The sequence below is a fragment of the Deinococcus metallilatus genome (genome assembly GCF_004758605.1).
In the GTDB taxonomy this organism is placed as follows: domain Bacteria; phylum Deinococcota; class Deinococci; order Deinococcales; family Deinococcaceae; genus Deinococcus; species Deinococcus metallilatus.
This window is the reverse complement of sequence record NZ_CP038512.1, coordinates 1,012,941-1,036,238: the sequence shown is the minus strand read 5'-3', so window position 1 is coordinate 1,036,238 and position 23,298 is coordinate 1,012,941. Positions and strand designations below refer to the sequence as shown.

The following is a 23,298-nucleotide window of genomic DNA, read 5'->3' as shown; positions in this document are numbered from 1 at the left end:
CCGGAGCGTCCTTCCAGCCCCTTTCCCCAGCCTGCCAGGAGGCCCCATGTCCCGATTCACCCTGACCGCCGCCACCCTCGCGCTGACCGCCCTGCTCGCGTCCTGCGGCACGAACGGCACCACGACGGCCAACACCGCGCTGCCCGAGGACCAGACGGCGCAGGCCCCCGCGCTGAACGTCGCCTCGCTGCCGGTGGACCCCTACGTGCAGTCCAGCCCGCTGAAGGAGCAGGCGACGGAGGCCTACAACATCACGCTGAACTTCGCGCCGGGCAGTGACCCCAGCGTGGTCAACGCGATGCAGGCCGCCGCCAGCCGCTGGCAGAAGGTCGTCACGCAGGGCCTGCCGAGCGTGACGGCGAACATCCCCGCCAACAGTTGCGGCAGCAACGCGGCCTACAGCGGCACCATCGACGACATCATGGTGTTCACCGGCAACAAGAGCATCGACGGCCCCGGGGGCATCCTCGCCCAGAGCGGGCCGTGCAGCGTGCGCTCCGCGAGCGGCCTGACCACCTATTCCACGCTGGTGTTCGACACGGCGGACCTGTCGCAGTTCAGCAGCCAACTGGCCGATATCGCCGTGCACGAGCTGGGGCACTCGCTGGGCATCGGGTCGCTGTGGCGGCAGTTCGGCCTGGTGAGCGGCGTGGGCACCACCAACCCCGTGTACAAGGGCACCAACGGCGTCCGCGAGTACCGCGCGTTCGGCGGCACCCTGTCCACCGTGCCCGTCGAGAACCAGGGCGGGTCGGGCACGGCGGGCGCCCACTGGCGCGAGACGACCTTCAAGACGGAACTGATGACCGGCTACCTGAACAGCGGCGTCGTGAATCCGCTGTCGCGCATGAGCGTCGGTTCCTTGCAGGACATGGGCTACGTGGTGAACTACGCCGCCGCCGACAGCTACAGCCTGCTCTCCGGCCAGAGCGCCGCCGCCGGGCTGGACCTCGGGGCGCACGAGCAGGTCTTGACGCCCAAGTACCGCAGCGAGTAACGCCGCGCCTCCACCTCCGGCCGCCCTCACCCCGCGTGGGGGCGGCCCTTTTGCACGCTAGGGTGAAGGCGCATGAGCCTCCTCGCCCAACTGTCCGGCACCCTGATCAACGTTTCCACCGTCCTTGTCGGCACCGTGCTGGGCCTCACGCTGAGTGGAAGGCTGCCCGAGCGCACGCAGCGGACCCTGCTGCAAACGCTCTCGCTGGTCACGCTCTTCATCGCGCTGGACATGGCGGGTAACCTCAACCGCGTCACGGGCGGCAGCATTCCCGGCGTGATCCTGGCGCTGGTGGCCCTGGCACTGGGAGCCGTCATCGGGGAGGCGCTGGGCATCGAGGAGGGCCTCGCGCGCCTGGGCGAAAGCCTGAGGCGGCGGTTCCGGGGCGGGGGCCGCTTCACGGAGGGCTTTGTCGCGGCCAGCCTGCTGTTCTGCATCGGCCCGATGACGGTGGTGGGCGGGCTGCAAAACGGGCTGACCGGCGACTCGTCCACCTACGTCCTGAAAAGCACGCTGGACGGCATCGCGGCGCTGGCGCTGGCGGGTGCGTACGGTATCGGCGTGGGCTTCAGTGCCCTCACGGTGCTGCTGCTGCAAGGGGGCATCAGCCTGGCGGCGGGCGCGTTCGCGGCGGGCCTGCTGGGCGGGGCGGACCCCGGCATCCTGAAAACCAACCCCTACGTCCTCCTGATCACCGGCGTCGGCGGCCTGATGATCGCGGGCATCTCGTGGAACCTGATGCTGGCGGGCCTGGGGTGGGAAGACCGCCGGGTGCGGGTCGGCAGTTTGCTGCCCGCGCTGCTGCTGGGGCCGGTGGCGTTGTGGGTGGCGGGGAGGCTGTAAGGCTGGAGGAACCTTTGCCCTACCGCCCACAACCCCTCAATGCAGGTTGGCTTTCAGGAACTCCACGACTGCCGTGAGTAGACCGCGCTCAATGGGTAGCCCAGCGTTCGCGTAGGTGGCGAGGTTTCCGGCGGGGTCGAGCGGCGCGGGAACGAGAACGTGGTTCACGCCGGGCGCGAGGAACGTGCGGGCGGCCGGTTGCGCGGCGGCGAGCAGGCGGGCGTCCTCCAGCCGGACTTGCAGGTCGCGGTCCCCCTGCACGATCTGGGTGGGGACATTCACGGTGGCGATCAGCTTTGCCGGGTCGTACTTCAGGCTGCTGCGGAGGTACGGCTGCACGCTGGGCCGGAACAGGGGCGCGAGGACGGGCGAAACGTTCGCCACCGTCTCGCCCCGGCCCAGCGCGTCCAGAATCGCGTTCCCCTCCCGCACCAGCTCGGGCGGATTGGCCGGATTCTGCGCGAGCTGGCGGCGGATGGTCGTGCCGATGTCCTCACCGGGGGCCGCCAGCAGGACCAGGGCGCGGGCCGGGCTGTCGCCCTGGAGCGCCGCCAGGGCGATCAACCCGCCCTCGCTGTGCCCGATCACCCCGACGGGGCCGAGGTCCGGTTGCTGCCCGAGCCAGGCCAGCCACGCGCGGGCATCGCTCACGAAGTCGTCGAAGCTCAACGCTTCCTCGCGCGGGTCGGCCAGGGTGCTCGCGCCGATACCGCGCTTGTCGTAGCGCAGGGAGGCGATCCCCCGCGCCGCCAGGTTCGCCGCGAGCTTGCGGTAGGTGCCCGCTGGCCCGCTGAGGGGGTTGTCCCCGTTGCGGTCGGTGGGGCCGCTGCCCGCGATGATCAGCACGACGGGCGGGCGGACGTGCTGCGGGCCGTCCGGCGTCTGGAGGGTCGCCGCGAGGTGCGCACCCGGCACCTCCAGCGTCACTTCCCGGCTGGCGGCCAGCGCGGGCGTGAGGGTAAGGGCGGCAGTCAGAGCAAGCAGGGTTCGCATGGGCACTCTCCTGATACGGGGACTGGTCTGATTCATGGGCGGGCGGACCAGCGAGCAACGCGAAGGTAACACGCGCCTTCCGCGACCATCTTCCCGGCATACCGTCATTCTGAACAAGGCTCTAACGCGCGGCCCGCACCTGCCCGGCCCACCACACGCGCACCCACTGGCGAAAGGCCGGATACTTCGCGCCGAGCAGGGCGCGCACCTTGCGGTCCTTTTCCACGCGCATGACGGCGATGCGGGCGTTCAGCCGCGCGGCTTCCTGGCGGCCGATCACCTGCCGCCCCGCCTGCCCGTAGGCGGCCTCAACCCGCGCCAGACGGCGCAATTCCGCGATCTGCACTGGGGTCAGGGCCAGCGTCCGGCTCAGGCGCTCACCGTCCGCACGGCCCGCGGGCAGGCTGAACAGCCGCACCAGCACCGGGCTGCCGGGCCAGGGGTCAGGTGATGTGGCAGCGTGCGCCCCCAGGGGCAGCGTCATCAGGCCCAGCGCGAGGAGCAGGCGGTTCATGCGGGCCAGGGTAAGGGCTGCGGGCTGGAGGCCGCAGCACCCCACCCCCACAGCGTCAGGGTGTGGTCAGGCTCGCCTCACCCCATCCCCACCTGAAGGAACAGGGCTTGAAGAGATGTTCATGCTCGTGCAGCACAACGTTTTCCAGGGTGATCTATCAGTGCCCAGTCAGGTTCGCACCTTACCTTGTCCCGCATCACAAGGAGGCAGGAATGCGGACCAATCTGAAGGGAATGCTGTCCATTACGGCCATGCTGGGCCTGAGCGCGGCGGGTGTCGCCAGTGCTGGCCCGGCCAAGATCACCGCGCAGAGCATCATCGTGAACCCGGTGGAGACGAAACTGGGCGTGCAGGTGTGGGTAAACAAGGACGCCAGCGGGCGCGGCAACCCGGTGTACCGCAAGGGCGAGAACATCACCATCGGCCTGAAGACGAATCAGGACGCCTACGTGTACCTGTTCAACGTGAACGCGAACGGCCAGATCGACCTGTTCTTCCCCAACAGCTACGAGGAGAGCAACTTCGTGCAGGCGGGCGTCACGCGCATCTTCCCCGCCGACGGCGCGAAGTACACCCTGACGGTGGGCGGGCCGAACGGCCAGGACAAGCTGCTGGCGCTGGCCAGCACCAAACAGCTCAACATCGACGACATCGCCCGCTTCGTGCAGGGCGAGGGCTTCGCGCGGGTGAAGGTGCAGGGCCAGGAAAACCTCGCCCGCGCGCTGAGCATCGTGGTGAACCCCCTGCCCGAAGACGGCTGGGTGACCGATGTGGCGATCTTCCGGGTCGGCAACCCAGACGGCAACCAGGGCAGCAACCAGGGCGGCGCGACCGGCACGGTGTCCGTCACCCCCGGGCAGCCCGCACCCAGTCAGCCTGTCCAGCCCGCGCCGCAACAGCCCGCCCCCGCGCAGCCGGTCACGACCATCCAGCCCGGCGAGAAACAGAACGGCGACTTCGACCAGGCGATGGTGCAGGCCTACGACCGCCTGAAGGGCAGCGAGTCACTGGGCGAGGCCAGCAGCTACGCGGTCCCCTGGGGTGACGGCCTCTGGCAGAAGTTCCAGGGTGTGGCGGCCTACGGCGACGCCGTGTTGCTGCACGCGAACGGGAGCAGCCGCGCCTACGCCGTCCACGGCCGCCTGCTGGAACGCTACCTCGCCCTGGCGCGGGCTGAGAACGGCGCCACCCGTCCGCCCTCCCGCCTGGGGTGGGCCGCCGGGGACGAGAAGGTCATCCCCCGCAACAGCTTCGGCACCAGCGGCCTCTACGGCTTCTTCCAGAACGGCGCGCTGTACGGCACCGAGAAGTACGGCACCTTCTGGCTGACCGGCTCCATCCTCAAGACCTATCAGGGCCTGGGCGGCAGCGGCTCGTTCCTGGGCTTCCCCACCCGTGACCAGTACCTGCTGAACGGCGCCTGGGCCGCCGATTTCGAGGGCGGCACCCTCCGCACCGTGAACGGCGTGGTCAAGGTGTACCGCAAGTGATCTGACCCTCCGCGCCGGGGGTGCCTGGCTGCGCCTTTCGCCCCACCTCCGGCCTGATCCCTCCCGCGTCCCACACGGGCCGGGTTTGAATCGGCGCGCGGACCGGCGGTGAGTCCCGTCCTCCACGCACAGCCTTTCGCCTCTCCTCTCCAAAAGGGAAACCAGCAGACGAGCGCCCCAGCCGGGAGTGGTTGGGGCGCTCGTCTGGGTGGAGCTGAGCGCTGAGGACTTACGCGAAACATGGTTCTCGGCGGCAGAGGGAAATCGCGTTTTCCCGCATTGGAACGGCTGCGCCGCCCACTCCCCTCTGCAAGCAGCTCTGCGAGTCCCAGCCTCTCGCGGTGCGAGCTGTACCAGTCCCCCGCAAGGGGGGAGGGGCTAAAACCCTCTCCCACATGCACTCGTCTTTCGCGTAAGTCCTCAGCTATGAACCAGCACCCGGAAGCTTCGGCTTGTGGCGGCAGCCATCTTTTTCATAGCCCATCGCTCACGGCTCAGAGCCTCAACTCAGCTTCGCCTTGAACTCCCCGTACCCGAAGGTCTTCACCCGCTCATACGTGCCGTCCATATGCAGGATGCCGATATCAGGGTGCTTCACGCCGTTGAAGAAGGTCGTTTTGACCATCGTGTAATGGATCATGTCGTCGAAGACCACCCGGTCCCCAATGTTCAGCGGGTGGTCGAAGACGTACTCGCCCACCACGTCTCCCGCGAGGCAGGTGGTCCCGCCGATGATGTAGGGGTAGTAGTCGTGGGCCTCGCGGTGCGTTTCCTGCCCCTCGCCTGGGTCACGGGCACCCAGGATGCGCGGGCGGTAGGGCATCTCCAGCACGTCGGGCATGTGGGCGCTGACGGAGATATCCAGAACGGCGATGTCCTTGACGTTGTGGACCACGTCCAGCACGCTGCTCACCAGCCAGCCGGTCTGCCAGCCGAAGGCGCTGCCGGGTTCGAGGATCACGTGGACGCCCCACTTCTCGCGGAAGGCCCGCACCACCCGGATCAGGCGCTCCAGGTCGTAGCCCTGGCGGGTCATCAGGTGGCCGCCGCCGAAGTTGACCCACTTCATGTGAGGCAGGAATTCCCCAAAGTTACGCTCCACCACTTCCAGCGTGCGTTCCAGCGTGTCGCTGTCCTTTTCGCAGAGGGTGTGGAAGTGCAGGCCGTCGATGCCGTCGAGCAGTTCCGGGCGGAACTCGCGGCGCGTCACGCCCAGGCGCGAGAACGGCCCGGCGGGGTTGTAGAGGTCCGTCTCGACCTCGGCGTATTCGGGGTTCACGCGCAGGCCGACATGCAGTTCCTTTCCGGCGGCGCGGGCGGCCTCCACCTGCGGCCTGAAGCGTTCCCACTGCGAAAAGGAGTTGAAGACGAGGTGGTCGGCCAGGTCGAGGATCAGGGGAAACTCCGCCTCGCTGTAGGCGGGCGCGTAGACGTGAACCTCGCCCCGCATCTCCTCCTTCGCCAGAAGGGCCTCGTTCAGGCTGCTGGCGGTCGCCCCGGTGATGCCGTACTCGCGCAGGAGAGGAAAGGTCTTCCACATCGCGAAGCCCTTGAAGGCCACGATGATCTGCGCGCCGCTCTCGCGCTGCACGTGGGAAATCAGGGCGAGGTTACGGCGGAGTCTCGACTCGTCGAGGACAAAGGCCGGGCTGGGAATGGCCTTCCAGTCAATCGAGTCCGTGGGGGTCACGGCAGGGAGCTTCAGGTCAGAGACGGTCATGGGGGACAGGGTAACGGGTCGGGGGTGGAGGGAAGGGGCATACTGACCCATGCTGCGAATCGGCTCTCTCGTCTGGGGCGTGCGGGACCTTCCCCGCGCCATCGCCTTCTGGACGCAGGCCCTGAACTACCGACTGCGCGACGAACCGGATGACGACTGGGCGGTGCTGGTTCCACGGGAGGGCCACGGCGTGCAACTGGCCCTGAAGCTCGTTACGTCGCCGCAGGCGAAGCGGCATCACCTCGACCTGTACGCCGGGGATCAGGCGGCAGAGGTGGAGCGGCTGCTGGGGCTGGGCGCTCAGCGGGTGGACTGGCGCTACGGGCCGGACGCGGATTATGTCGTGCTGGCCGACCCGGACGGCAACCGGTTCTGCGTGATTCAGAAGGGCGAATAGACCGCCTCGCCTCCACCTCTACAAGCGACAGGCCACGCGCCACAAGCCCCGTCTCACCCCACCACGAACCGCAGCGCCTCCGGCGTCTCCTGCACCGCGTCGAGGATGGGCACGACCGTGCTGGTGCTCACCTGCGCGGCGTAGCGCACGTCGTCGCCCAGGCCCAGGCTGACGAGGTGCTGGCCGTGGCCGCTGCTGCTCAGGGCCTCGATGGGGTTCCCGGCATTGCGGCGCACGGTCAGCGCGATGCGGGTCCCGTCGTCGATGCCGAATTCGCCCATCGCCAGCAGGTACTCGGCCAGCACCCCGGCGGCGTACACGTCCTCCAGACCCACCCGGGCGTCAGTCCCGGCGCAGACGATGGCGATTTCCTCGCTGGCGAGCGCGCGGGCGCGGCGGGCGGCGGCGTGGGCGTTGGTGAGCGCGGCCAGCAACACGTGTTTGCCGGTCTGCGCGGCGGTGTGGGCGGCCCCGGTGCCATTGGTGGTGTTCATCACGACCACCCGGCCGGTGAAGTTCTGCGCGGCGGCCTCCACCGGGCTGTTGCCGAAATCGAAGCCGGGAATCGGCAGCCCGCCGCGTTCGCCGCCCAGCACCAGCTTCCCTTCTGCGGCCTCCCCGCGCAGGCCCAGCGCGACTTCGGGCGTGGCCGTGAGCAGCAGGGCGTCCGCGCCGCGCTCCAGGTACGTCACGGCGGTGGTGGTGGCGCGCAGCACGTCCACGACCAGCACCACGTCCGGGTAGTTCCCGTGCGGGAGGAGGTCCACGCGCAGTCTCAAGCGAGGGCCTCTCTCAACCGGGCGAGCCCCACCTCCGGCCCCTGCGGCCCAAAGACGCTGCTCCCCGCAACCAGAACCGTCGCGCCCGCGTCGGCCAGCAGGCGGGCATTCTGCGGGGTGACGCCGCCGTCCACTTCCAGTTCGGCAGCGCTGCCCAGTTCATCCAGCCAGCGGCGCACCGTGCGGATGCGCTCCACGCTCTGCGGGATGAATTTCTGCCCGCCGAAGCCGGGATTCACGCTCATCACCAGCACCAGGTCCACGTCACTCAGTACGGGCCGCACCGCCTCCAGGGGCGTGCCGGGATTGAGGCTGACGCCCGCCCGCTTGCCGAGTTCGTGGATCATGCCCACGGCGCGGTGAATGTGCGGCGTGGCCTCCACATGAACTGTCATCCCGTCCGCGCCCGCCTCCGCGAACTCGCGCAGGTAGCGTTCGGGCCGTTCGATCATCAGGTGAACGTCCATGAAGAGGGGACTGGCGCGGCGGGCAGCGGCCAGGATGGGGAAGCCAAAGGAGATGTTGGGCACGAAGAGGCCGTCCATCACGTCCACATGCACGTAATCGGCGGTCACGATCCGGTTCAGCTCCGCCCCGAGCTGGGTGAAGTCGCAGGAGAGCAGGCTGGGAGCGAGCTTCACCCGCGCCGCCCGGGAGGAGGGAGAGGCCGCTGCATCGGAGGTCACGTCCCGCAGTCTAACATTCCTCATTTAGCGGAAAGGAACGGGCACGTGGCCGCGCCTAACGCCCGTTCGTTCGCTGCGTGGCATCATGCGGGACAGACGGAGGACTTGCCATGACCCCACTCCCCGACAACGCTGCCCCTGACCTCTCCGCGTGGCCCGACCTTTCTGCCTGGCGGGCGCTGGCACAGAAGGACCTGCGCGGCGCGGCCCCCGAAACGCTGAACCGCACGACGCCCGAGGGCCTCACCCTCAAGCCGCTCTACACCCGCGCCGACCTGCCCACAGGGGCGGACACGCTGCCGGGCCTGCCCCCCTTCACGCGGGGGCCGCGCGCCACCATGTACGCCGCCCGCCCCTGGACCATCCGCCAGTACGCGGGCTTTTCCACCGCCGAGGAATCGAACGCCTTCTACCGCCGGAACCTCGCCGCCGGGCAAAAGGGCCTCAGCGTCGCCTTTGACCTCGCCACGCACCGGGGCTACGACTCCGACCACCCGCGCGTGGTGGGCGACGTAGGCAAGGCGGGGGTCGCCATCGATTCCGTCGAGGACATGAAGATTCTCTTCGCGGGCATCCCGCTCAGCGAGATGTCGGTCAGCATGACGATGAACGGGGCGGTGCTGCCGGTCCTGGCCGCCTTCATCGTGGCGGGCGAGGAACAGGGCGTGCCCCGGGCGCAACTCAGCGGCACCATCCAGAACGACATCCTCAAAGAGTTCATGGTGCGGAATACGTATATCTATCCGCCCGAGCCGTCCATGCGGATCGTCGCGGACATCATCGCCTTCACGGCGCGGGAGATGCCCAAGTTCAACTCCATCTCCATCAGCGGCTACCACTTGCAGGAGGCGGGGGCGAATGCGGCGCTGGAACTCGCCTACACGCTGGCCGACGGGCTGGAGTACGTGCGGGCCGCGCTCGCCAAGGGCCTGAGCGTGGACGAGTTCGCGCCCCGGCTGAGCTTCTTCTTCGCCATCGGGATGAACTTCTACACCGAGGTGGCAAAACTCCGGGCCGCCCGGCTGCTGTGGGACGAGATCATGGCGCGGTTCGAGCCGAAGAACCCGATGAGCCGCGCCCTGCGAACCCACTGCCAGACTTCCGGCTGGTCGCTGACCGAGCAGGACCCCTACAACAACATCATCCGGACGACGATTGAGGCGATGGCGGCGGTCTTCGGCGGGACGCAGAGCCTTCATACGAATGCCTTCGACGAGGCCATCGGCCTGCCCACCGACTTCAGCGCCCGGGTCGCGCGCAACACGCAATTGGTCATTCAGGAGGAGACGGGCATCCCGCAGGTGGTGGACCCCTGGGGCGGCTCGTACCTGATGGAGCGCCTGACGCACGACCTGGCCGACAAAGCCCGCGAACTGATGCGCGAGGTGGAGGAACTGGGCGGAATGGCCAAGGCCATCGAGGCGGGCATTCCCAAGCTCCGCATCGAGGAGTCCGCCGCGCGCAAGCAGGCCCGCATCGACCGGGGCGAGGACGTGATCGTGGGTGTGAACAAGTACCGCACCACCGACGAGACGCCCGTGGAGGTGCTGGACATCGACAACGTGGCGGTGCGTGAATCGCAGATCGCCCGACTGAACCAGGTGAAGGCCGAGCGTAACCCGGAAGCGGTGGCCCGTGCCCTCGCCGCGCTGGAGGAGGCGGCCCGCACCGGTGAGGGCAACCTGCTGGCGCTGAGCGTGGACGCGATGCGGGCCCGCGCCACCGTGGGCGAGGTCAGTGACGCGCTGGAGCGTGTGTGGGGTCGCCATCAGGCGGAAGTCCGCACCCTCTCGGGCGTCTACGCACAGGGCTACGACGGCGACGAGGGCTTCGCGGCCCTTCAGAACGAGATCGAAGCCTTTGCCGAGGCGGAAGGCCGCCGCCCCCGCATCCTGGTGGTGAAGATGGGCCAGGATGGACACGACCGGGGCGCGAAGGTCATCGCCACGGGCTTTGCCGACCTGGGCTTCGACGTGGATGTCGGCCCCCTTTTCCAGACGCCGGAGGAGGCCGCGCGGCAGGCCATTGAGAACGACGTTCACGTGATCGGCGTGAGCAGTCAGGCCGCCGGGCACAAGACGCTGATCCCGCACCTGATCGGGGCGCTGCGGGCCGAGGGGGCGGACGACATTCTGGTGGTGGCGGGCGGCGTGATTCCGCAGCAGGACTATCCGGCGCTGCGGGCGGCGGGCGTGGCGGGTATCTTCGGGCCGGGCACGCCGATCCTGAACTCCGCCCGGGAGGTGCTGGGACTGCTGCGTGCACGCCAGCCCGAGACGCCCCTCACACCCTGAGGGGAGCGTGCATGTGAAAGAACCATGAGTCTCACTCCCCAGGCTCACTCACACACAGAGGGTACAAGGGGGCATGAAGCCTCACCAGCTGATCGCCTCCCTCGCCCCCCTGCTGCTGGCCGCCGCACCTGCCCTGGCGCAGACGGCGCCGCCGCGCCAGCCGACCGCCGTGCAGGAGGCCCGCGTGCAGGTGGCGCGGGAGACGGCGCAGGTGCGGCTGCTGGAGCGCAGCGGCGCCTTGCGGTCCGCCCCCGTGGCGGCGAACTGCCTCGACCGCTCCGGTCAACCCCGCCTCAGCGTGCTGGTGGACGCCAAGGGCACGCCGCGCCTGGTGCGCTATGACCAGCGGGAACCGGACAATTCCATCGCCTTCACCGGCTACTACGACGCGGCGGGGCGTCTGCGGCTGGCGACGGGCAGCGCGTCGGGCCTCTCGGGGCTGCTGTACAACGTGACCGCCGAGTACGACCCGCGCGGACTGCTGCTCCACGAGTCCGGCACGCGCCGTCCCGGCTGGAACGCCGACCTGCGCCGCCTCGGTCGCCTCGACACCGCGGCGCTGCGCCTGGGCCGCTGCCCGGCCTGAAGCGGGGAACCGGGGCCAGGGGGCGGACGTACCTGCGACATGCGCCGCCTCCTGCCTGTTCTGCTGCCGCTGGCTCTTACCTGCGCCTCCGCGGACAGCCTGCCGCCCGTCCCCTCCCTGAAGCCAGCTCCGACAGCGCCCATCACGGCAGGATTGCGGGTCTGTTCGCAAGACGGCGTGCGTTACCGGGTGGACGGGCAGGGCCACGTGCGCTCGCTGGAGTACGGGCACCGTTACCCCGACAATGTCCTGCATGTCACGCAGAGTTATGACCGGGCCGGAAGGCTCACCGGGGTCACGATCCGGCAGACGGGTTTTGCCGGACGGGTGCTGGACCTGCGCGGCAGCTTTGATGCCCGTGGGCGGCTGGTGAAGGAAAGCGGTTACCGGGCGCCGGGAGTGACGGCCTCGCTGCGTTCCTACCTGCGCCCCGTGCCCCAGCGGGTGAAGTGCTGACCCTGGGAATGCCAGCGTGAGGCTCAACCCCTCTCCCTCCCCGTGGGCGGCGCGGGTTGCCAGCCGGGCGGGCCGAACAGGTAGCCCAGGCGGTCACGCCAGGTCCGTGCCGCCCGCACGTCGCGCCACAGGGCGGCGAACTCGTGGAAAGCGACCGTCACGGGGTTGTGGGTGTGGATGTTGTGGACCAACCCGTACCGGACGCGCTCGGTTTCGGGCTGGAAGGTGCCGAGCAGCCGGTCCCAGATGATCAGGATGCCCGCGTAGTTGCGGTCGAGATACAGGGGATTGCTGCCGTGGTGGGCGCGGTGGTGGCTGGGGGTGTTGAGGGCGGCCTCGATCCAGGCATGCAGCCGCCCGACGCGCTCGGTGTGGACAAAAAACTGGTACAGCAGGTTCCAGCTCTGCGCCAGCAGCACCATCCACGGCTCGAAGCCCAGCAGCGGCAGCAGCAGCCAGAAGGGCAGCGCGGTCATCGGCACCCAGGTCTGGCGCAGCGCCGTGGAGAAGTTGTAGTGCTGGCTGGAGTGGTGGACGACGTGCGACGCCCAGAACAGCCGGACCTCGTGGCTGACGCGGTGAAACCAGTAGTAGGCGAAGTCGTCCAGAAAGAACAGCAGCACCCAGGCCCACCAGGCGTGGGCGGGCATCCGCAGCGGCGTGAGCGTGTAGAGCGCCGCGTAGAGGGTCACGACCACGCCCTTCCACACCACGTTGACCAGCACGTTCCCGATGCCCATGCTCAGGCTGGTCAGGGTGTCCGCCGTGCCATAGCCGGGGTAGTTGTGCCCCGCCGCCTCGTCCTTCTCGCGCAGGAAGAAGTAGGCGGCCCACTCCAGCACCAGCGAGAGGATGAAGAAGGGAACGGCCTTCTGGATCAGGTCAAACACGGGGAGCCTTCTCTCCCTCCTGCGCCTGCTGCCAGAGCCTCAGGCTGTCGGCGGCGACCTCCCGGGCGAGGTGGGCGGCCTCGTCGGCGTCACCCCGCCGCGCGGCCTCACGCAGTTCGGCGTAGTAGCGGCGCGAGCGGGCGCGGCGCTCGGGAGAAGCAAAGTAAACTGCTCCCGCCGCCGCGAATACGCCCCGGAAACTGCCCAGCAGCATCGGGGCCAGCGCGTTGCCGCTCAGCCGGGCCACCGCGCTCTGCACCCGCCAGTCGAAGGACGCCCAGACGGCGGCGTCATCTTCCCTCTCGCGGGGAACCTCGGCCAGCAGGTCGGCCAGTTCGGCGGCGGCGGCCGGGCAAGCGACAGCGGCGGTGGTCCAGTGGGGCAGCAGTGCGGCGCGCAGGTCCAGCAGATCGGGAATCAGCCCGTTCAGCCCGCCGCGCGCGGCCAGGTGCGCCAGGACAGTCAGGCCGCCCTCGCGGGGGTCGCGGGCCAGGGTGGATTTGCCCTGCCGGATGTCCAGCAGGCCGTCGCGGGCCAGGCGTTGCAGGGCCTCGCGCAGCGTGGGGCGGGTCACGCCCAGTTCGGCGGCCAGTTCGCGCTCGGCGGGCAGGGCGGTGCCGGGGGGATAGTGACCGTCCAGCAGGCGGGCCAGCAGAACCTCCTCGGCGTGAAGGGCGGGGCGGCGGGGCAGGGTCATGGGGGAAGCTCCCTTCTGAAAAGCAGGTCAGAGGTCTGACCAGAATGAACAGATTTTTTCTCCCTCTCCCCTTGCGGGGGACTTGCAAAGCTGCGGAGCAGACCGGTACAGCTCCGCAGGAGAGGGTTGAGGAGGGGGGTGACGGGTGAGGCACGCCCTCGTGCCAGACGAGAAAAACGGTTCTGCGCGCCCTGCCTGTAATGGCGTTCAAGGGGGAGGAGCGAAAAAAGTCCTGCTGCACGCGCCCTCTTTCTGAATCACGTCCGTCCTCAGCCCTAACCCGAAGGCAGCGTGCGTTCCATCTGGCGCAGCAGCCAGGCACTGAAACGGGGAGCAGGGCGGCCGTAGGGCGGAAAGCTCAGTTGAGTGGGGCTGAGGGCCGCCTCGTGCAGCACGGCGCGTTCGTGGCTGAAGGCGCGGAAGCCGTACTCGCCGTGGTAGCTGCCCATCCCGCTGGGGCCGATGCCGCCGAAGGGCAGGTTCGGGTTGGTGAGGTGAACGACGGTTCCATTGACCACCAGGCCGCCGCTGCGCGTCTCGCGGCGCACCTGCTCGGCCTCGTCCGGGTCGCGGGTGAAGACGTACAGGGCCAGCGGCGTATCCAGCCGCCGCACCAGCGCCAGCGCGTCTTCCAGGTCGCGGTAGGGCAGGATGGGCAGGACCGGGCCGAAGAGTTCCTGGCGCATCAGCGGCATCTCGGGCGTGACGTGCGTGACCAGCGTGGGCGAGATGAAGCGTTTCCCGGCGTCGAACTGCCCGCCGCACACCACCCGCGCCCCGGCCTCCACGCTTTCGCGGGTCAGACGCTCCAGCCGCTGCACGCTCGCAGCGTCCACCAGCCGCCCGAAATCCTTCAGCGTGTCGGGGCCGGACCCGTAACGGCGCCTGACCACCTCCCGCAGCCGCTCCACGAACCCGTCATGCTGCGCCTCCGGCACCAGCACGTAGTCGGGAGCCACGCAGGTCTGCCCCGCGTTCAGGAACTTGCCCCAGCCGATGCGTTCGGCGGCGAGGTGAAGGTCGGCCCCTTGCCCGAGAATGGCCGGACTCTTGCCGCCCAGTTCCAGCGTGACCGGCGTGAGGTTCTGCGCGGCGGCCTCCATCACCCGGCGCCCGATCTCACCGCTGCCCGTGAAGAAGATGTGGTCGAAGGGCAGGCGGGTCAGCGCCTCCGCCACGTCCGGGCCGCCCTCCACCACGGCGACGAGGTGCGGTTCGAAGACCTCCTCCAGCAAGGCACGCAGCGCATGGCCCGTCGCGGGCGCCTTCTCGCTGGGTTTGAGAATGACGGTGTTCCCCGCCGCGAGGCTGGCGACCAGCGGCGCGAGCGCGAGGTTCACCGGGTAGTTCCAGGGACTGAGAATCAGCGTCACGCCGCGGGCTTCGGGCACCACCCGGCTGCGCGAGCCGAGCAGCGTGGCGGGCGTCGCTACCGGTCGGGGCCGCATCCAGCGTGGCAGGTGGGCGACGGCGTGGTTCAATTCCCCGACCACGGAATGCAGCTCGGTGATTTCGGCCTCGGCGCGGCTCTTGCCCAGGTCGGATGCGAGGGCCTCCGCCAGCCTGACCCGATGCCGGTTGATCGCGTCTCGCAGGCGGCGCAGGATGGCCTGTCGCGGGGCAGCGTCCGTCTGCGCCATCCGCAGGCGGTGTGCCCGCTGCGCCTCGAAGATGGCCTGAATGTCGCCGGGAACAGGCGGTGACGAAGTGGTGTTCATAGTCCTCCACAAGTGGTCTGACCAGTTGGAATGGGGGCAGTATACACCGCCGTGGCGCTAAGCTGGCCGGAGGTACGCTGCCCCGCCGCCTTCCCTATGCCTCACCCCCTCGCTGCCCCTCTCCTCTCCGGCAACCGCCGCGCCCTCGCCCGCGCCATCACCCTCAGCGAAAGCACCCGCACCGACCATGAGGCGCAGGCGCAGGCGCTGCTGGCCGAAGTCCTGCCCCACGCGGGAAAGTCGGTGCGGGTGGGCCTGACGGGCGTACCGGGGGTCGGCAAAAGCACCTTTATCGAGGCACTGGGCACCTGGCTGGCCGACGCCGGGCACCGGGTCGCCGTGCTGGCGGTGGACCCCAGCAGCGCGCGCACCGGCGGCAGCATCATGGGCGACAAGACGCGGATGCCCCGGCTGACCGTCCACGAGGGCGCCTTTATCCGCCCCAGTCCCAGCGGCGGCACGCTGGGCGGGGTGGCGCGGCGCACCCGCGAGGCGATCACGCTCTGCGAGGCGGCGGGCTATGACGTGATCCTGGTGGAAACGGTCGGCGTGGGCCAGTCCGAGACGCAAGTGGCGGCCATGACCGACCTTTTCCTGCTGCTGGCGCTGCCCAACGCCGGGGACGAGCTTCAGGGCATCAAGCGCGGGATCATGGAACTGGCCGACCTGTGCGTGGTGAACAAAGCGGACACCGATCCCAAAGCGGCCACCCGCGCCCAGACGGAACTCACGGCCGCCCTCAAACTCCTGACCCCGAAGGGCGTACCCTGGCGACCGCGGGCGCTCCAGGCTTCCGCCCTGACCGGGGCAGGCATCCCCCAGGTGTGGGAGGCGGTGGGCGCCTACCGGCAAGCGGTGGACGTGGCCGCCAAACGCCGCGCCCAGACCGCCCTCTGGTTCGACGACCTGCTGCGCGAGGCGGCGTGGCGGGCGTTTCAGGCCGGGCTGGACACGGAAAAGCTGCGGGCACTGCGCGCGGAAGTGCTGGCAGGCAATCTGACGCCAGTGCAGGGCGTCCAGAGGCTCCTCTCCCCTACCCAGGCATAAAAAGAAGGACCGTACCTCGCTGAGGCAGCCCTTCTTTTGCTGACGGCCGACCGCTACTTGATGTTGCCGTTCAACCCCCTGGGATAGAAGCCGCCCATATGCGCGCCGGGGGCGAGGTACACGATATTCAGCACCTCGCGGGGAGTGCGGTGGTAGGCCGCGCCGTGCGCGTCGGTCGGCGCGATGACGGCCCCCTGCGCGTTGCTGAGGCCCGCGTCCTTGCCGCCGCCGACCTTGCCGCGCAGGGCACTGATCGCGTCCACGACCTGCCCGACGTACAGGCCCGCCGCTGCCGGTTCGTAGCGGTGCTGGAACAGCAGGGTGCGGATGGCGCCCGCGTGATAGGCCTCGGTGGCGAGGATGCCCGCCGCCGCCTGGAGGTAGGCGGGGTTGGTGATGAGGGTCGCCGCGCCGTTGTAGGCCGTGACGCCCACGTCCTCGAAGATGAAGGCGCCGTGCAGGAAGAACAGGTCGTTCGCGTAGGGATTGAAGCCCCGGATCTTGCCCCCGCTCGCGGCCCGGCCCGCCGCGTCGAAGGCGCCCGCGAGGTCGAGGGCCGGGCGGGGAACGGCGGCCTTGCCCAGCGCGGCGTGCAGGAACTTGACGTGCTGGAATTCATCCTCGGCGATGTCGCGCACGTAGGCCTGCACGTTCCCGTCCTTGAACTGCATCCCCCGGGCGCGGTCGAGGCTCTCCGGCAGCCGGATGTCCGCCCCGCCGCCGATGGCGCGCAGTTCGTCGACGCGGCCCACGGCGGCCAGGTAGAAGGCCGCCTCCAGGTATTCGAGGTTCAGCGCGAAATTCAGCACGTCCGCGTCGATATCCTTCGCGGGCGCGGCCAGCGCGGGGGACCCGGCGAGGCCGAAGGCGGCGACGCCCAGGCCGAATTTGCCGAGCGTGCCCAGGGCGGCGCGGCGGTCGAGGGGCGGGGTGTCGAGGGTCTGGGGGGCGGGCGTCTCGTGATCGTGGCTCATAGGGGTTCCTCCGGTGAAGGTCAGCGCGGCTGCGTTCTGACCGGTTCAACAGGCTCTATGCACTCCGGAAGAGTTTGGATGACCTGCCCCCCAGCGCCCCCATCGAGAAGGGCCAGGCGACGTTCACCCTCACGCTGAAAAGGCCGCCCCACCTGCGGGACGGCCTGACGGACCACTTCAACTTCAGGACGTGGAGAGGGCCGCCGGTTCGCCTTCCGGGTGCGGCAGTGGTTCACCCAGATCGGCAGCCGGTGCGGGACGGCGCAGGAACAGGGCCAGGACCACCGCGAGAACCGCGATGCCCGCCGCCACACCGAACGCGGCTTGCAGACCCGCCGTCTGGGCCGGGAGCGGAGCGGCGCCGTCCCGGAGGAGCGCGGCGGTGCGGCCCGTCATCACCGTGATCAGCAGGGCGGTTCCGGCACCACCCGCCACCTGTTGCAGCGTGCTCAGGAGGGCGCTGCCATGCGAGTAGAGGTGCACCGGCAGCGCCCCGAGGCCACTCGTGAACAGGGGCGTGAAGAGCAAGGCCAGCCCCACGCTCAGCACGAGGTGCAGGGTCAGCAGCGTCCAGACGGACGTGTCCGCCGTAATGCTGCCCAGCCGCCAAAGCGTAAAGGCCAGCAGCGCGGCACCCGGAGGAGCCAGCCAGGCGGGGCCGGAGCGGTCATACAGTTTCCCCACGCCGGGCGCCAGCAGGCCCATCAGGAGGCCGCCCGGCAGCAGCAGCAGCCCGGTCTGGAGCGACCCCAGGCCGCGAATGTTCTGGAGGTAGAGGGGCAGCAGAATCGCGCCGCCGAACAGGGCCAGCATGGCGACCATCATCAGCACGGTGGCCAGCGTGAACATCGGGAACCGGAAGGCCCGCAGGTCCAGCAGCGGAGCGCCCCGCCGCCCCAGGACGAGCTGCCGCCAGGTGAACAGCGCCAGGCTGACGACCCCGACCAGCAGCGGGGCGCTGACCGCCGGACTCCCCAGCCCCGCCGGGGTGGTCCCGACGCGGCTCAGCGCGTACACCACGCCGCCGAACCCCAGCGCCGAGAGCGGCACCGACAGCACATCAAGGGTCAGGCGCCGCGGCTCACCGACATTCACCAGCGCGCGTGCCCCGTAGGCCAGCACCGCCAGGGCGATGGGCAGCACGAACAGGAACAGGAAGCGCCAGGACAGCGCCTGGAGAATCAGGCCGGAGATGGTCGGCCCGGTGGCCGGAGCGACGGAAATCACGATGCTGATGTTGCCCATCACGGCGCCGCGCCGCTCGGGCGGCACCAGCGTGAGGACGGTGGTCATCAGCAGGGGCAGCATGATCGCCGTCCCCGAGGCCTGGACGATGCGGGCCAGCAGCAGCACCGGAAAGCCGGACGCGAGGCCCGCCAGCAGCGTTCCCGCGCAGAACAGCAGCATGGCGCTGAAGAATACGCGGCGGGTGCTCAGGCGTTGCAGCAGGAACCCGGTGACCGGAATCACCACCGCCATCGTGAGCATGAAGGCGGTGGAGAGCCACTGCACGGTGGCGGCGTCCACCCGCAACTCGGTCATCAGCCGGGGCAGCGCCACATTCAGGATCGTCTCGTTCAGGATCACCACGAAGGTGGCGATCAGCAGAATCAGGATCACGGCGCGGTCGCGGGGGGACAGGGGGGCGGGTGGGGTGGGGGGTATCAAGGTCTGACCTCATTTCCTGTTGGGGAGGCGGGCCTCAGTCACCTCTCGGGGCGGCGTTCTGAAGGGACAGCCGTGGGCCCAGAGCCATCCCTCTGGTCTATCGCGTTCAGGGCAGGGAAACGGCACACTCCGCATTGGCTATGAGATCACCCGAGTCAACCCGGATGGGCAGGCGCCTGTCGGACGAACCTGCCCGGTGTCCGTTACAGCCTCCTCCCCGCACGGCGGCAGGAAGCCGGGTGAAGGCCGGTCCCTCAGCCCAGGAAGCCTCCCCAGGAGAACAGGCCCGCCGTCCCGACTCCCCCCAGAAGATGTTCTGGGCCTTCTTGAGCTGAAGGTCAGGCGCTGAGGTGAACGGCTCGCTGGTGCCGCTCAGGCAAGGTTCCGGATGGGCGTGGGGCTGCCTGCTGGCCTGCTGGGTCATGCATTCCCTCCTGTTGGCACGGCGACTTCAGCCGCTGCTGTTCGCGGCGGCACCTTTCCCTTTCGGTCAGACCCTCAGCACTGGAACGTCAGGCTCCCGCCCTTCAAGGTCTTCCTCCTGCCTTCTCCTGAGAATGGGGGGGGCGGTGCGCGCCCGGAAGCACGCAGGAGACGGGAGAAACCAGCTCAGTCTCGAAATCCGTCTTGTGGATTTAGTTTACAACAGAATGAATCCGAATCGCAACCTTCTGCTCAATGTCTGCTGACCATCTGGCCGTATCCAACGCTGGGCAGAACCGGAGCCCCTCGGCTCATACCCTCCCCAGCAGCCGCGTCAGGATCACGTGATGGTCTTCGTGAAAGCGGCGCGGCAGGGCCAGCGCGCGGGCGAGTGGCACGGGACGGGAAGGAAAGACCCCGGGCGGCGGACCCAGCCACACGTGCGCGGCGGTCGGGGCGACCAGGGCGCGGGCCGGGTGGTCGAACACCGCGTCGGCGGGGACAGCGGGCCGCTCGCCGGGCGGGAGAACACGGCCCGGCAGTTCCCACAGGCCGTGCCCGATGGGGCCCCGGCGGGTGTGCAGCCAGACCTGTTCCGCCTGCACGTGCAGCCAGCGTTCCTCTTGCAGATGGGCGCCGGGCGGAAGGGCCGCGCGGGCCGTCTCCACCGCCGCCCATTCCGCTTGCAGGCGGACGAAGGCGGGCGTCCGGGCAAAGCGGGTCAGAAAGGCGCGCACAGCCTGCGGCACGCTCTCGGGCAGGGGCCGCCTGGTCAGCCAGGCCGCGCGCAGGTCGGTGGCGTTCAGGCCGGGCACCTCGGGCGCGGGCAGACGTTCCCAGCCGGGGAACCAGCGCAGATAGGAAGTGCTGGCGTCCTTTTCGAAGCCGACGAGCAGGACGGGGACTTCCGGACCGAACACCTCCGCCGCTGCGGCGCGCACGTCCGCCGCCCACAGGTCCGCGTCGAAGCGGTCGGGCAGGGGGCGGAAGAGCACCCGGCCCCGCCGCACCCCGGCTTCACGCAGGGCGGCCCCGAACATCGCCGCACGTTCCGGTGCGCTGAAGGGATTGCGGATGCTGCGGGCGAGGTTCGCGCTGCCCAGCAGGACCAGCACGCGGGAGGCGCGCTTCAGGGCGTGCAGGACGGTCGCCACGTGGGCCGCGTGTGGCGGTTGAAAGCGGCCCACGAAGACGGCGGCGGGCGCGAGCGGTGCGCTCATGCCCCCGTGTGCGCGCGCAACGCCTCCGCCACGCGGTCACGCAGCCCGGCCACGTCGTCCCCCAGGCCCACCCGGTAGATGTGGGGGTTGAGGGCACGGCGGGTGCCTTCCGGGAGCCGGGCGAGGTCGGCGCGGGCGCGGGCCTGGGCCTGCTGAAGCGTCTCCGGCGTGCCGGTGCGCCGCCCGCCTTCCAGCACCACCTCACGCGCGTTCTGCCAGGTCAGGCCGCCGGGCAGGCGCGAGAAGCGCAGGGGGTTGGTGGGATCGCTGACGCGCTCGCCCTCGCGGGGCGCTCCGCCCAGCGTCAGCACGTCCAGGGCGTACTCGCCGTCCTCGCCTACAGCCCGCCACACCTGCTTGACGCCGGGGAGGCTGGATTTGGCGGGGTCGCCCGTCAGTTTCATCTTGGGCACGCCGCCGAGCTGGGCGAGCTTGAAGACGCCGCCCAGCGCCCCGCCGCCCTCGCCGCCCGCCGTCGCCAGTTGCGTGCCGACGCCGTACACGTCCACCCGGCCGCCCTCCGCGATCACCGAGGCGATCACCGATTCGGACAGGTCGTTGCTTGCCACGATCTTTACTTCTGGGAAGCCTGCCGTGTCCAGCGCCGCGCGAATCCGGCGCGACAGGTACGCGAGGTCGCCGCTGTCGAGCCGCACGCCGCGCAGTTCATGGCCCGCCGCGCGCAGTTCCCGCGCCACCGTCAGCGCGTTGGGCAGGCCGCTGCGGAGCGTGTCCACCGTGTCGAGGAGCAGCGTGGTGCTGTCGGGGTACAGCGCGGCGTAGGCCCGGAAGGCCGCGAGTTCGTCGGGGAAGCTCTCCACCCAGGCATGGGCATGCGTGCCGGTCAGGGGCAGGCCGAATTCCCGCCCGGCCTCCACGTTGCTGGTGCCCACCGCGCCGCCCACAAAGGCCGCCCGCGCCGCACTGACGGCCCCGTTCGGCCCCTGCGCCCGCCGCGCCCCGAACTCGACGATCTGGCCGCCGTGGGGACTCGCCTCCGCCGCCAGGACGCAGCGGGCGGCCTTCGTCGCCACCAGCGTCTGGAAGTTGAGGGTGTTCAGCAGCGCCGTCTCGACCAGTTGCGCCTCCCACAGCGGCGCGGTAACGGTCAGCAGCGGTTCGTGCGCGAACACCACGCTGCCCTCGCGGAAGGCCGTGACGCGCCCCGTGAACTTCCAGCCGCGCAGCGCCGTAAGGAAATCCGGCCTGAAGAGGCCCAGCGACTCCAGGTAGGCGAGGTCGCCCCCCGTGAAGCGCAGGCGTTCGAGCAGGTCCAGGGCCGGTTCCAGTCCCGCCCACACCGCGAAGCCCCCGTGAAAGGGCGGCCTGCGGAAGTACAGGTCGAAGACCGCCTCCTCCCGGTGCAGGCCGTAGGCGAAGTAGCCCTGCATCATCGTGAGCTGGTAGAGGTCGGTGAACAGGGCCGATGGGGCGGGGGGTGAGGCCGTCGCGGTCATGCGCCATTCTCCGGCAACACAGTCTCCGGCATCAGCGTCTCCGGCAGCTTCCGCCCGCGTGTCTCGACCCCGATCCCCCAGGCGCAGACGGCGGCCACGGCGAAGCAGGCGGCAAAGAGGGTCAGGGCCACGCCCAGTTGCCCGGTCAGCAGCAGCGCCCCGACGCTGGGCGACAGCACGCTGGCAAGCCGCGCCATGCCGCTCACGAAGCCCATGCCGGTCGTGCGGAGCGGTGTGGGAAACAGTTCGGGCGTGTAGGCGTACAGCGCCCCCCACGCCCCCAGCAGCGCGAACGACAGCAGCGCGGAGGTCAGCAGGACCGCGGAAGGCGTCCCGGCCAGCAGGAAGAGGTACGCCCCCAGCGCCGACACGGCGAGGTACCCGACCAGCGTGGCGCGCCGCCCCACCTTCTCCACCAGATACGCGGCCAGCACGTACCCCGGAAGCTGCGCCAGCGCCAGCAGCAGCGTCGTGCGGTAGACCGCCCCGAGGTCCAGCCCCTGTGCCCGCAGGTACGACGGCAACCACGAGAAGATGCCGTAGTACCCCAGGCTGAGGCCGAACCAGACCAGCGCGAGCAGCACGGTGCGGCGGCGCAGCACTCCCTGGAAGAGGGCGGCGGGCGTCGCACGTGGGGCGGGCGGAGGTGGGAGCAGCGGCGCGTCGGGGAGCAGGGTCCCGTTCGCCCGCGCAACCCGCAGGAGGGCCCCCCGCGCTTCCGGCTCCCGCCCCCGCACCAGCAGCGAGCGCGGCGAGTCGGGAATCCCCAGTCGGGCCAGCAGACCGACCACGCCCGGCAGTGCGGCCAGGCCGAGCAGCCAGCGCCACGCCTCGGCCGGTTCAAAGAGGGTGCTCAGCCACCACGCCAGCGCCGCCACCACCACCGTCCCCAGCGCCCAGAAGCTTTCGAGGTACACCAGAAAACGGCCCCGCCACGCCGTCGGCACGAATTCGGCCATCATCGCGTAGTCCACCGGCAGCGTCCCGCCGATGGCAAAGCCCGTCAGGAAGCGGGCGGCGAGCAACCACGTCACCCCCGGCGCGAAGGCGCCAGCCAGCCCGAACACCACCCCCAGCGAGACGGTCGTCAGAAAGACGGCCCGCCGTCCGACCCGGTCGGCCAGCCAGCCCCAGAACACCGCGCCGACCAGCATCCCGGCGAAGGTGGCGGTCAGCAGCCAGGTGGCGTCCGCCGACCCCCGCGCCAGTCCGAACGCGGCGCTGATGCCCGGCAGCGCGAAGCCCATCAGGAGGACTTCCATCGCGTCCGCCGCCCAGGTCAGTCCGCAGATCGCCAGCAGCCGCCACTGAAAGCGGCCCAGGCCCAGGCGGTCAATCGCATCATCGAGGGGAACAGCCTTTGGTATGGCAGTCATGACGTTGCGAGTGTACGTGACAGGAAGCACAAGGGGGCAGCAACCTGTTCAGGGACAGGGGGGCAACTGGCGC

General features: G+C 69.8%; 21 protein-coding genes. 8 read left to right on the top strand and 13 right to left on the bottom strand.

The window, feature by feature from the left end:
• Window positions 1-46 precede the first annotated feature (46 nt).
• Both E5F05_RS10930 and E5F05_RS10925 read left to right on the top strand, forming a co-directional pair.
• The gene (locus tag E5F05_RS10930; RefSeq protein ID WP_129118660.1) at window positions 47-997 is read left to right on the top strand and encodes a leishmanolysin-related zinc metalloendopeptidase; all 951 of its coding nucleotides are present in this window, start codon (window positions 47-49) and stop codon (window positions 995-997) included.
• 72 nt (window positions 998-1,069) lie between these two features.
• Entirely contained in the window at window positions 1,070-1,840 is a 771-nt protein-coding gene (locus E5F05_RS10925) for a DUF554 domain-containing protein (protein ID WP_129118659.1), read from the top strand.
• 36 nt (window positions 1,841-1,876) lie between these two features.
• On the opposite strand, the gene E5F05_RS10920 is transcribed toward E5F05_RS10925, so the two are convergent.
• Complete coding sequence (locus E5F05_RS10920) at window positions 1,877-2,833, bottom strand: alpha/beta hydrolase (protein ID WP_241687127.1); 957 nt, start codon at window positions 2,831-2,833, stop codon at window positions 1,877-1,879.
• 121 nt (window positions 2,834-2,954) lie between these two features.
• On the bottom strand, window positions 2,955-3,347 hold the full coding sequence (locus tag E5F05_RS10915; RefSeq protein WP_129118657.1) for a hypothetical protein: 393 nt from the start codon (window positions 3,345-3,347) through the stop codon (window positions 2,955-2,957).
• Between the two features lie 212 nt (window positions 3,348-3,559).
• On the opposite strand from E5F05_RS10915, the gene E5F05_RS10910 reads away from it, so the two are divergent.
• On the top strand, window positions 3,560-4,837 hold the full coding sequence (locus E5F05_RS10910; RefSeq protein WP_129118656.1) for a DUF4384 domain-containing protein: 1,278 nt from the start codon (window positions 3,560-3,562) through the stop codon (window positions 4,835-4,837).
• Between the two features lie 502 nt (window positions 4,838-5,339).
• Here E5F05_RS10910 and nspC read toward each other — a convergent pair.
• The gene (gene nspC, locus E5F05_RS10905; RefSeq protein WP_129118655.1) at window positions 5,340-6,557 is read right to left on the bottom strand and encodes a carboxynorspermidine decarboxylase; all 1,218 of its coding nucleotides are present in this window, start codon (window positions 6,555-6,557) and stop codon (window positions 5,340-5,342) included.
• A 49-nt stretch (window positions 6,558-6,606) separates the two neighbouring features.
• Here nspC and E5F05_RS10900 point away from each other — a divergent pair, with 49 nt between their 5' ends.
• Entirely contained in the window at window positions 6,607-6,954 is a 348-nt protein-coding gene (locus tag E5F05_RS10900; RefSeq protein WP_129118654.1) for a VOC family protein, read from the top strand.
• Window positions 6,955-7,007: 53 nt separating this feature from the next.
• On the opposite strand, the gene E5F05_RS10895 is transcribed toward E5F05_RS10900, so the two are convergent.
• A complete protein-coding gene (locus tag E5F05_RS10895; RefSeq protein ID WP_129118653.1) occupies window positions 7,008-7,733 on the bottom strand; it encodes a 2-phosphosulfolactate phosphatase in 726 nt (241 codons plus the stop codon).
• Complete coding sequence (rpe, locus tag E5F05_RS10890; protein WP_241687136.1) at window positions 7,730-8,374, bottom strand: ribulose-phosphate 3-epimerase; 645 nt, start codon at window positions 8,372-8,374, stop codon at window positions 7,730-7,732. The genes E5F05_RS10895 and rpe overlap by 4 nt, the downstream gene beginning before the upstream one ends.
• Before the next feature lie 155 nt (window positions 8,375-8,529).
• Here rpe and scpA point away from each other — a divergent pair, with 155 nt between their 5' ends.
• The 3 genes from scpA to E5F05_RS10875 all read left to right on the top strand — a co-directional run bounded on the left by scpA (window position 8,530) and on the right by E5F05_RS10875 (window position 11,755).
• Window positions 8,530-10,713, top strand: a complete 2,184-nt coding sequence (scpA, locus tag E5F05_RS10885) for a methylmalonyl-CoA mutase (RefSeq protein ID WP_129118651.1) — start codon at window positions 8,530-8,532, stop codon at window positions 10,711-10,713.
• Between the two features lie 73 nt (window positions 10,714-10,786).
• Window positions 10,787-11,299 carry a hypothetical protein gene (locus E5F05_RS10880; RefSeq protein WP_129118650.1) on the top strand — a complete coding sequence of 171 codons (513 nt, stop codon included), beginning with the start codon at window positions 10,787-10,789 and terminating at the stop codon, window positions 11,297-11,299.
• Window positions 11,300-11,338: 39 nt separating this feature from the next.
• On the top strand, window positions 11,339-11,755 hold the full coding sequence (locus E5F05_RS10875; RefSeq protein ID WP_129118649.1) for a hypothetical protein: 417 nt from the start codon (window positions 11,339-11,341) through the stop codon (window positions 11,753-11,755).
• 23 nt (window positions 11,756-11,778) lie between these two features.
• Here E5F05_RS10875 and E5F05_RS10870 read toward each other — a convergent pair whose 3' ends face one another.
• The 3 genes from E5F05_RS10870 to E5F05_RS10860 all read right to left on the bottom strand — a co-directional run bounded on the left by E5F05_RS10870 (window position 11,779) and on the right by E5F05_RS10860 (window position 15,060).
• Window positions 11,779-12,645, bottom strand: coding sequence for a sterol desaturase family protein (locus E5F05_RS10870; RefSeq protein WP_129118648.1), 867 nt, complete (start codon window positions 12,643-12,645; stop codon window positions 11,779-11,781).
• Window positions 12,638-13,342: a GntR family transcriptional regulator gene (locus tag E5F05_RS10865; protein WP_129118647.1), complete on the bottom strand. Its 705-nt coding sequence runs from the start codon at window positions 13,340-13,342 to the stop codon at window positions 12,638-12,640. Before E5F05_RS10865 ends, E5F05_RS10870 begins: the two co-directional genes overlap by 8 nt.
• A gap of 275 nt (window positions 13,343-13,617) precedes the next feature.
• Window positions 13,618-15,060: an aldehyde dehydrogenase family protein gene (locus tag E5F05_RS10860; RefSeq protein ID WP_129118646.1), complete on the bottom strand. Its 1,443-nt coding sequence runs from the start codon at window positions 15,058-15,060 to the stop codon at window positions 13,618-13,620.
• Window positions 15,061-15,156: 96 nt separating this feature from the next.
• On the opposite strand from E5F05_RS10860, the gene meaB reads away from it, so the two are divergent.
• Window positions 15,157-16,107 carry a methylmalonyl Co-A mutase-associated GTPase MeaB gene (meaB, locus tag E5F05_RS10855; RefSeq protein WP_164973441.1) on the top strand — a complete coding sequence of 317 codons (951 nt, stop codon included), beginning with the start codon at window positions 15,157-15,159 and terminating at the stop codon, window positions 16,105-16,107.
• Window positions 16,108-16,160: 53 nt separating this feature from the next.
• On the opposite strand, the gene E5F05_RS10850 is transcribed toward meaB, so the two are convergent.
• The 5 genes from E5F05_RS10850 to E5F05_RS10830 form a co-directional block, all read right to left on the bottom strand.
• Entirely contained in the window at window positions 16,161-17,081 is a 921-nt protein-coding gene (locus E5F05_RS10850) for a ferritin-like domain-containing protein (RefSeq protein WP_129118645.1), read from the bottom strand.
• Between the two features lie 183 nt (window positions 17,082-17,264).
• Window positions 17,265-18,749, bottom strand: a complete 1,485-nt coding sequence (locus E5F05_RS10845) for an MDR family MFS transporter (protein WP_129118644.1) — start codon at window positions 18,747-18,749, stop codon at window positions 17,265-17,267.
• Between the two features lie 734 nt (window positions 18,750-19,483).
• Window positions 19,484-20,392: an adenylyltransferase/cytidyltransferase family protein gene (locus E5F05_RS10840; protein ID WP_129118643.1), complete on the bottom strand. Its 909-nt coding sequence runs from the start codon at window positions 20,390-20,392 to the stop codon at window positions 19,484-19,486.
• Window positions 20,389-21,849, bottom strand: coding sequence for a nicotinate phosphoribosyltransferase (locus E5F05_RS10835; protein WP_129118642.1), 1,461 nt, complete (start codon window positions 21,847-21,849; stop codon window positions 20,389-20,391). The genes E5F05_RS10840 and E5F05_RS10835 overlap by 4 nt, the downstream gene beginning before the upstream one ends.
• Entirely contained in the window at window positions 21,846-23,225 is a 1,380-nt protein-coding gene (locus tag E5F05_RS10830) for an MFS transporter (protein WP_129118641.1), read from the bottom strand. Before E5F05_RS10830 ends, E5F05_RS10835 begins: the two co-directional genes overlap by 4 nt.
• Window positions 23,226-23,298 lie beyond the last annotated feature (73 nt).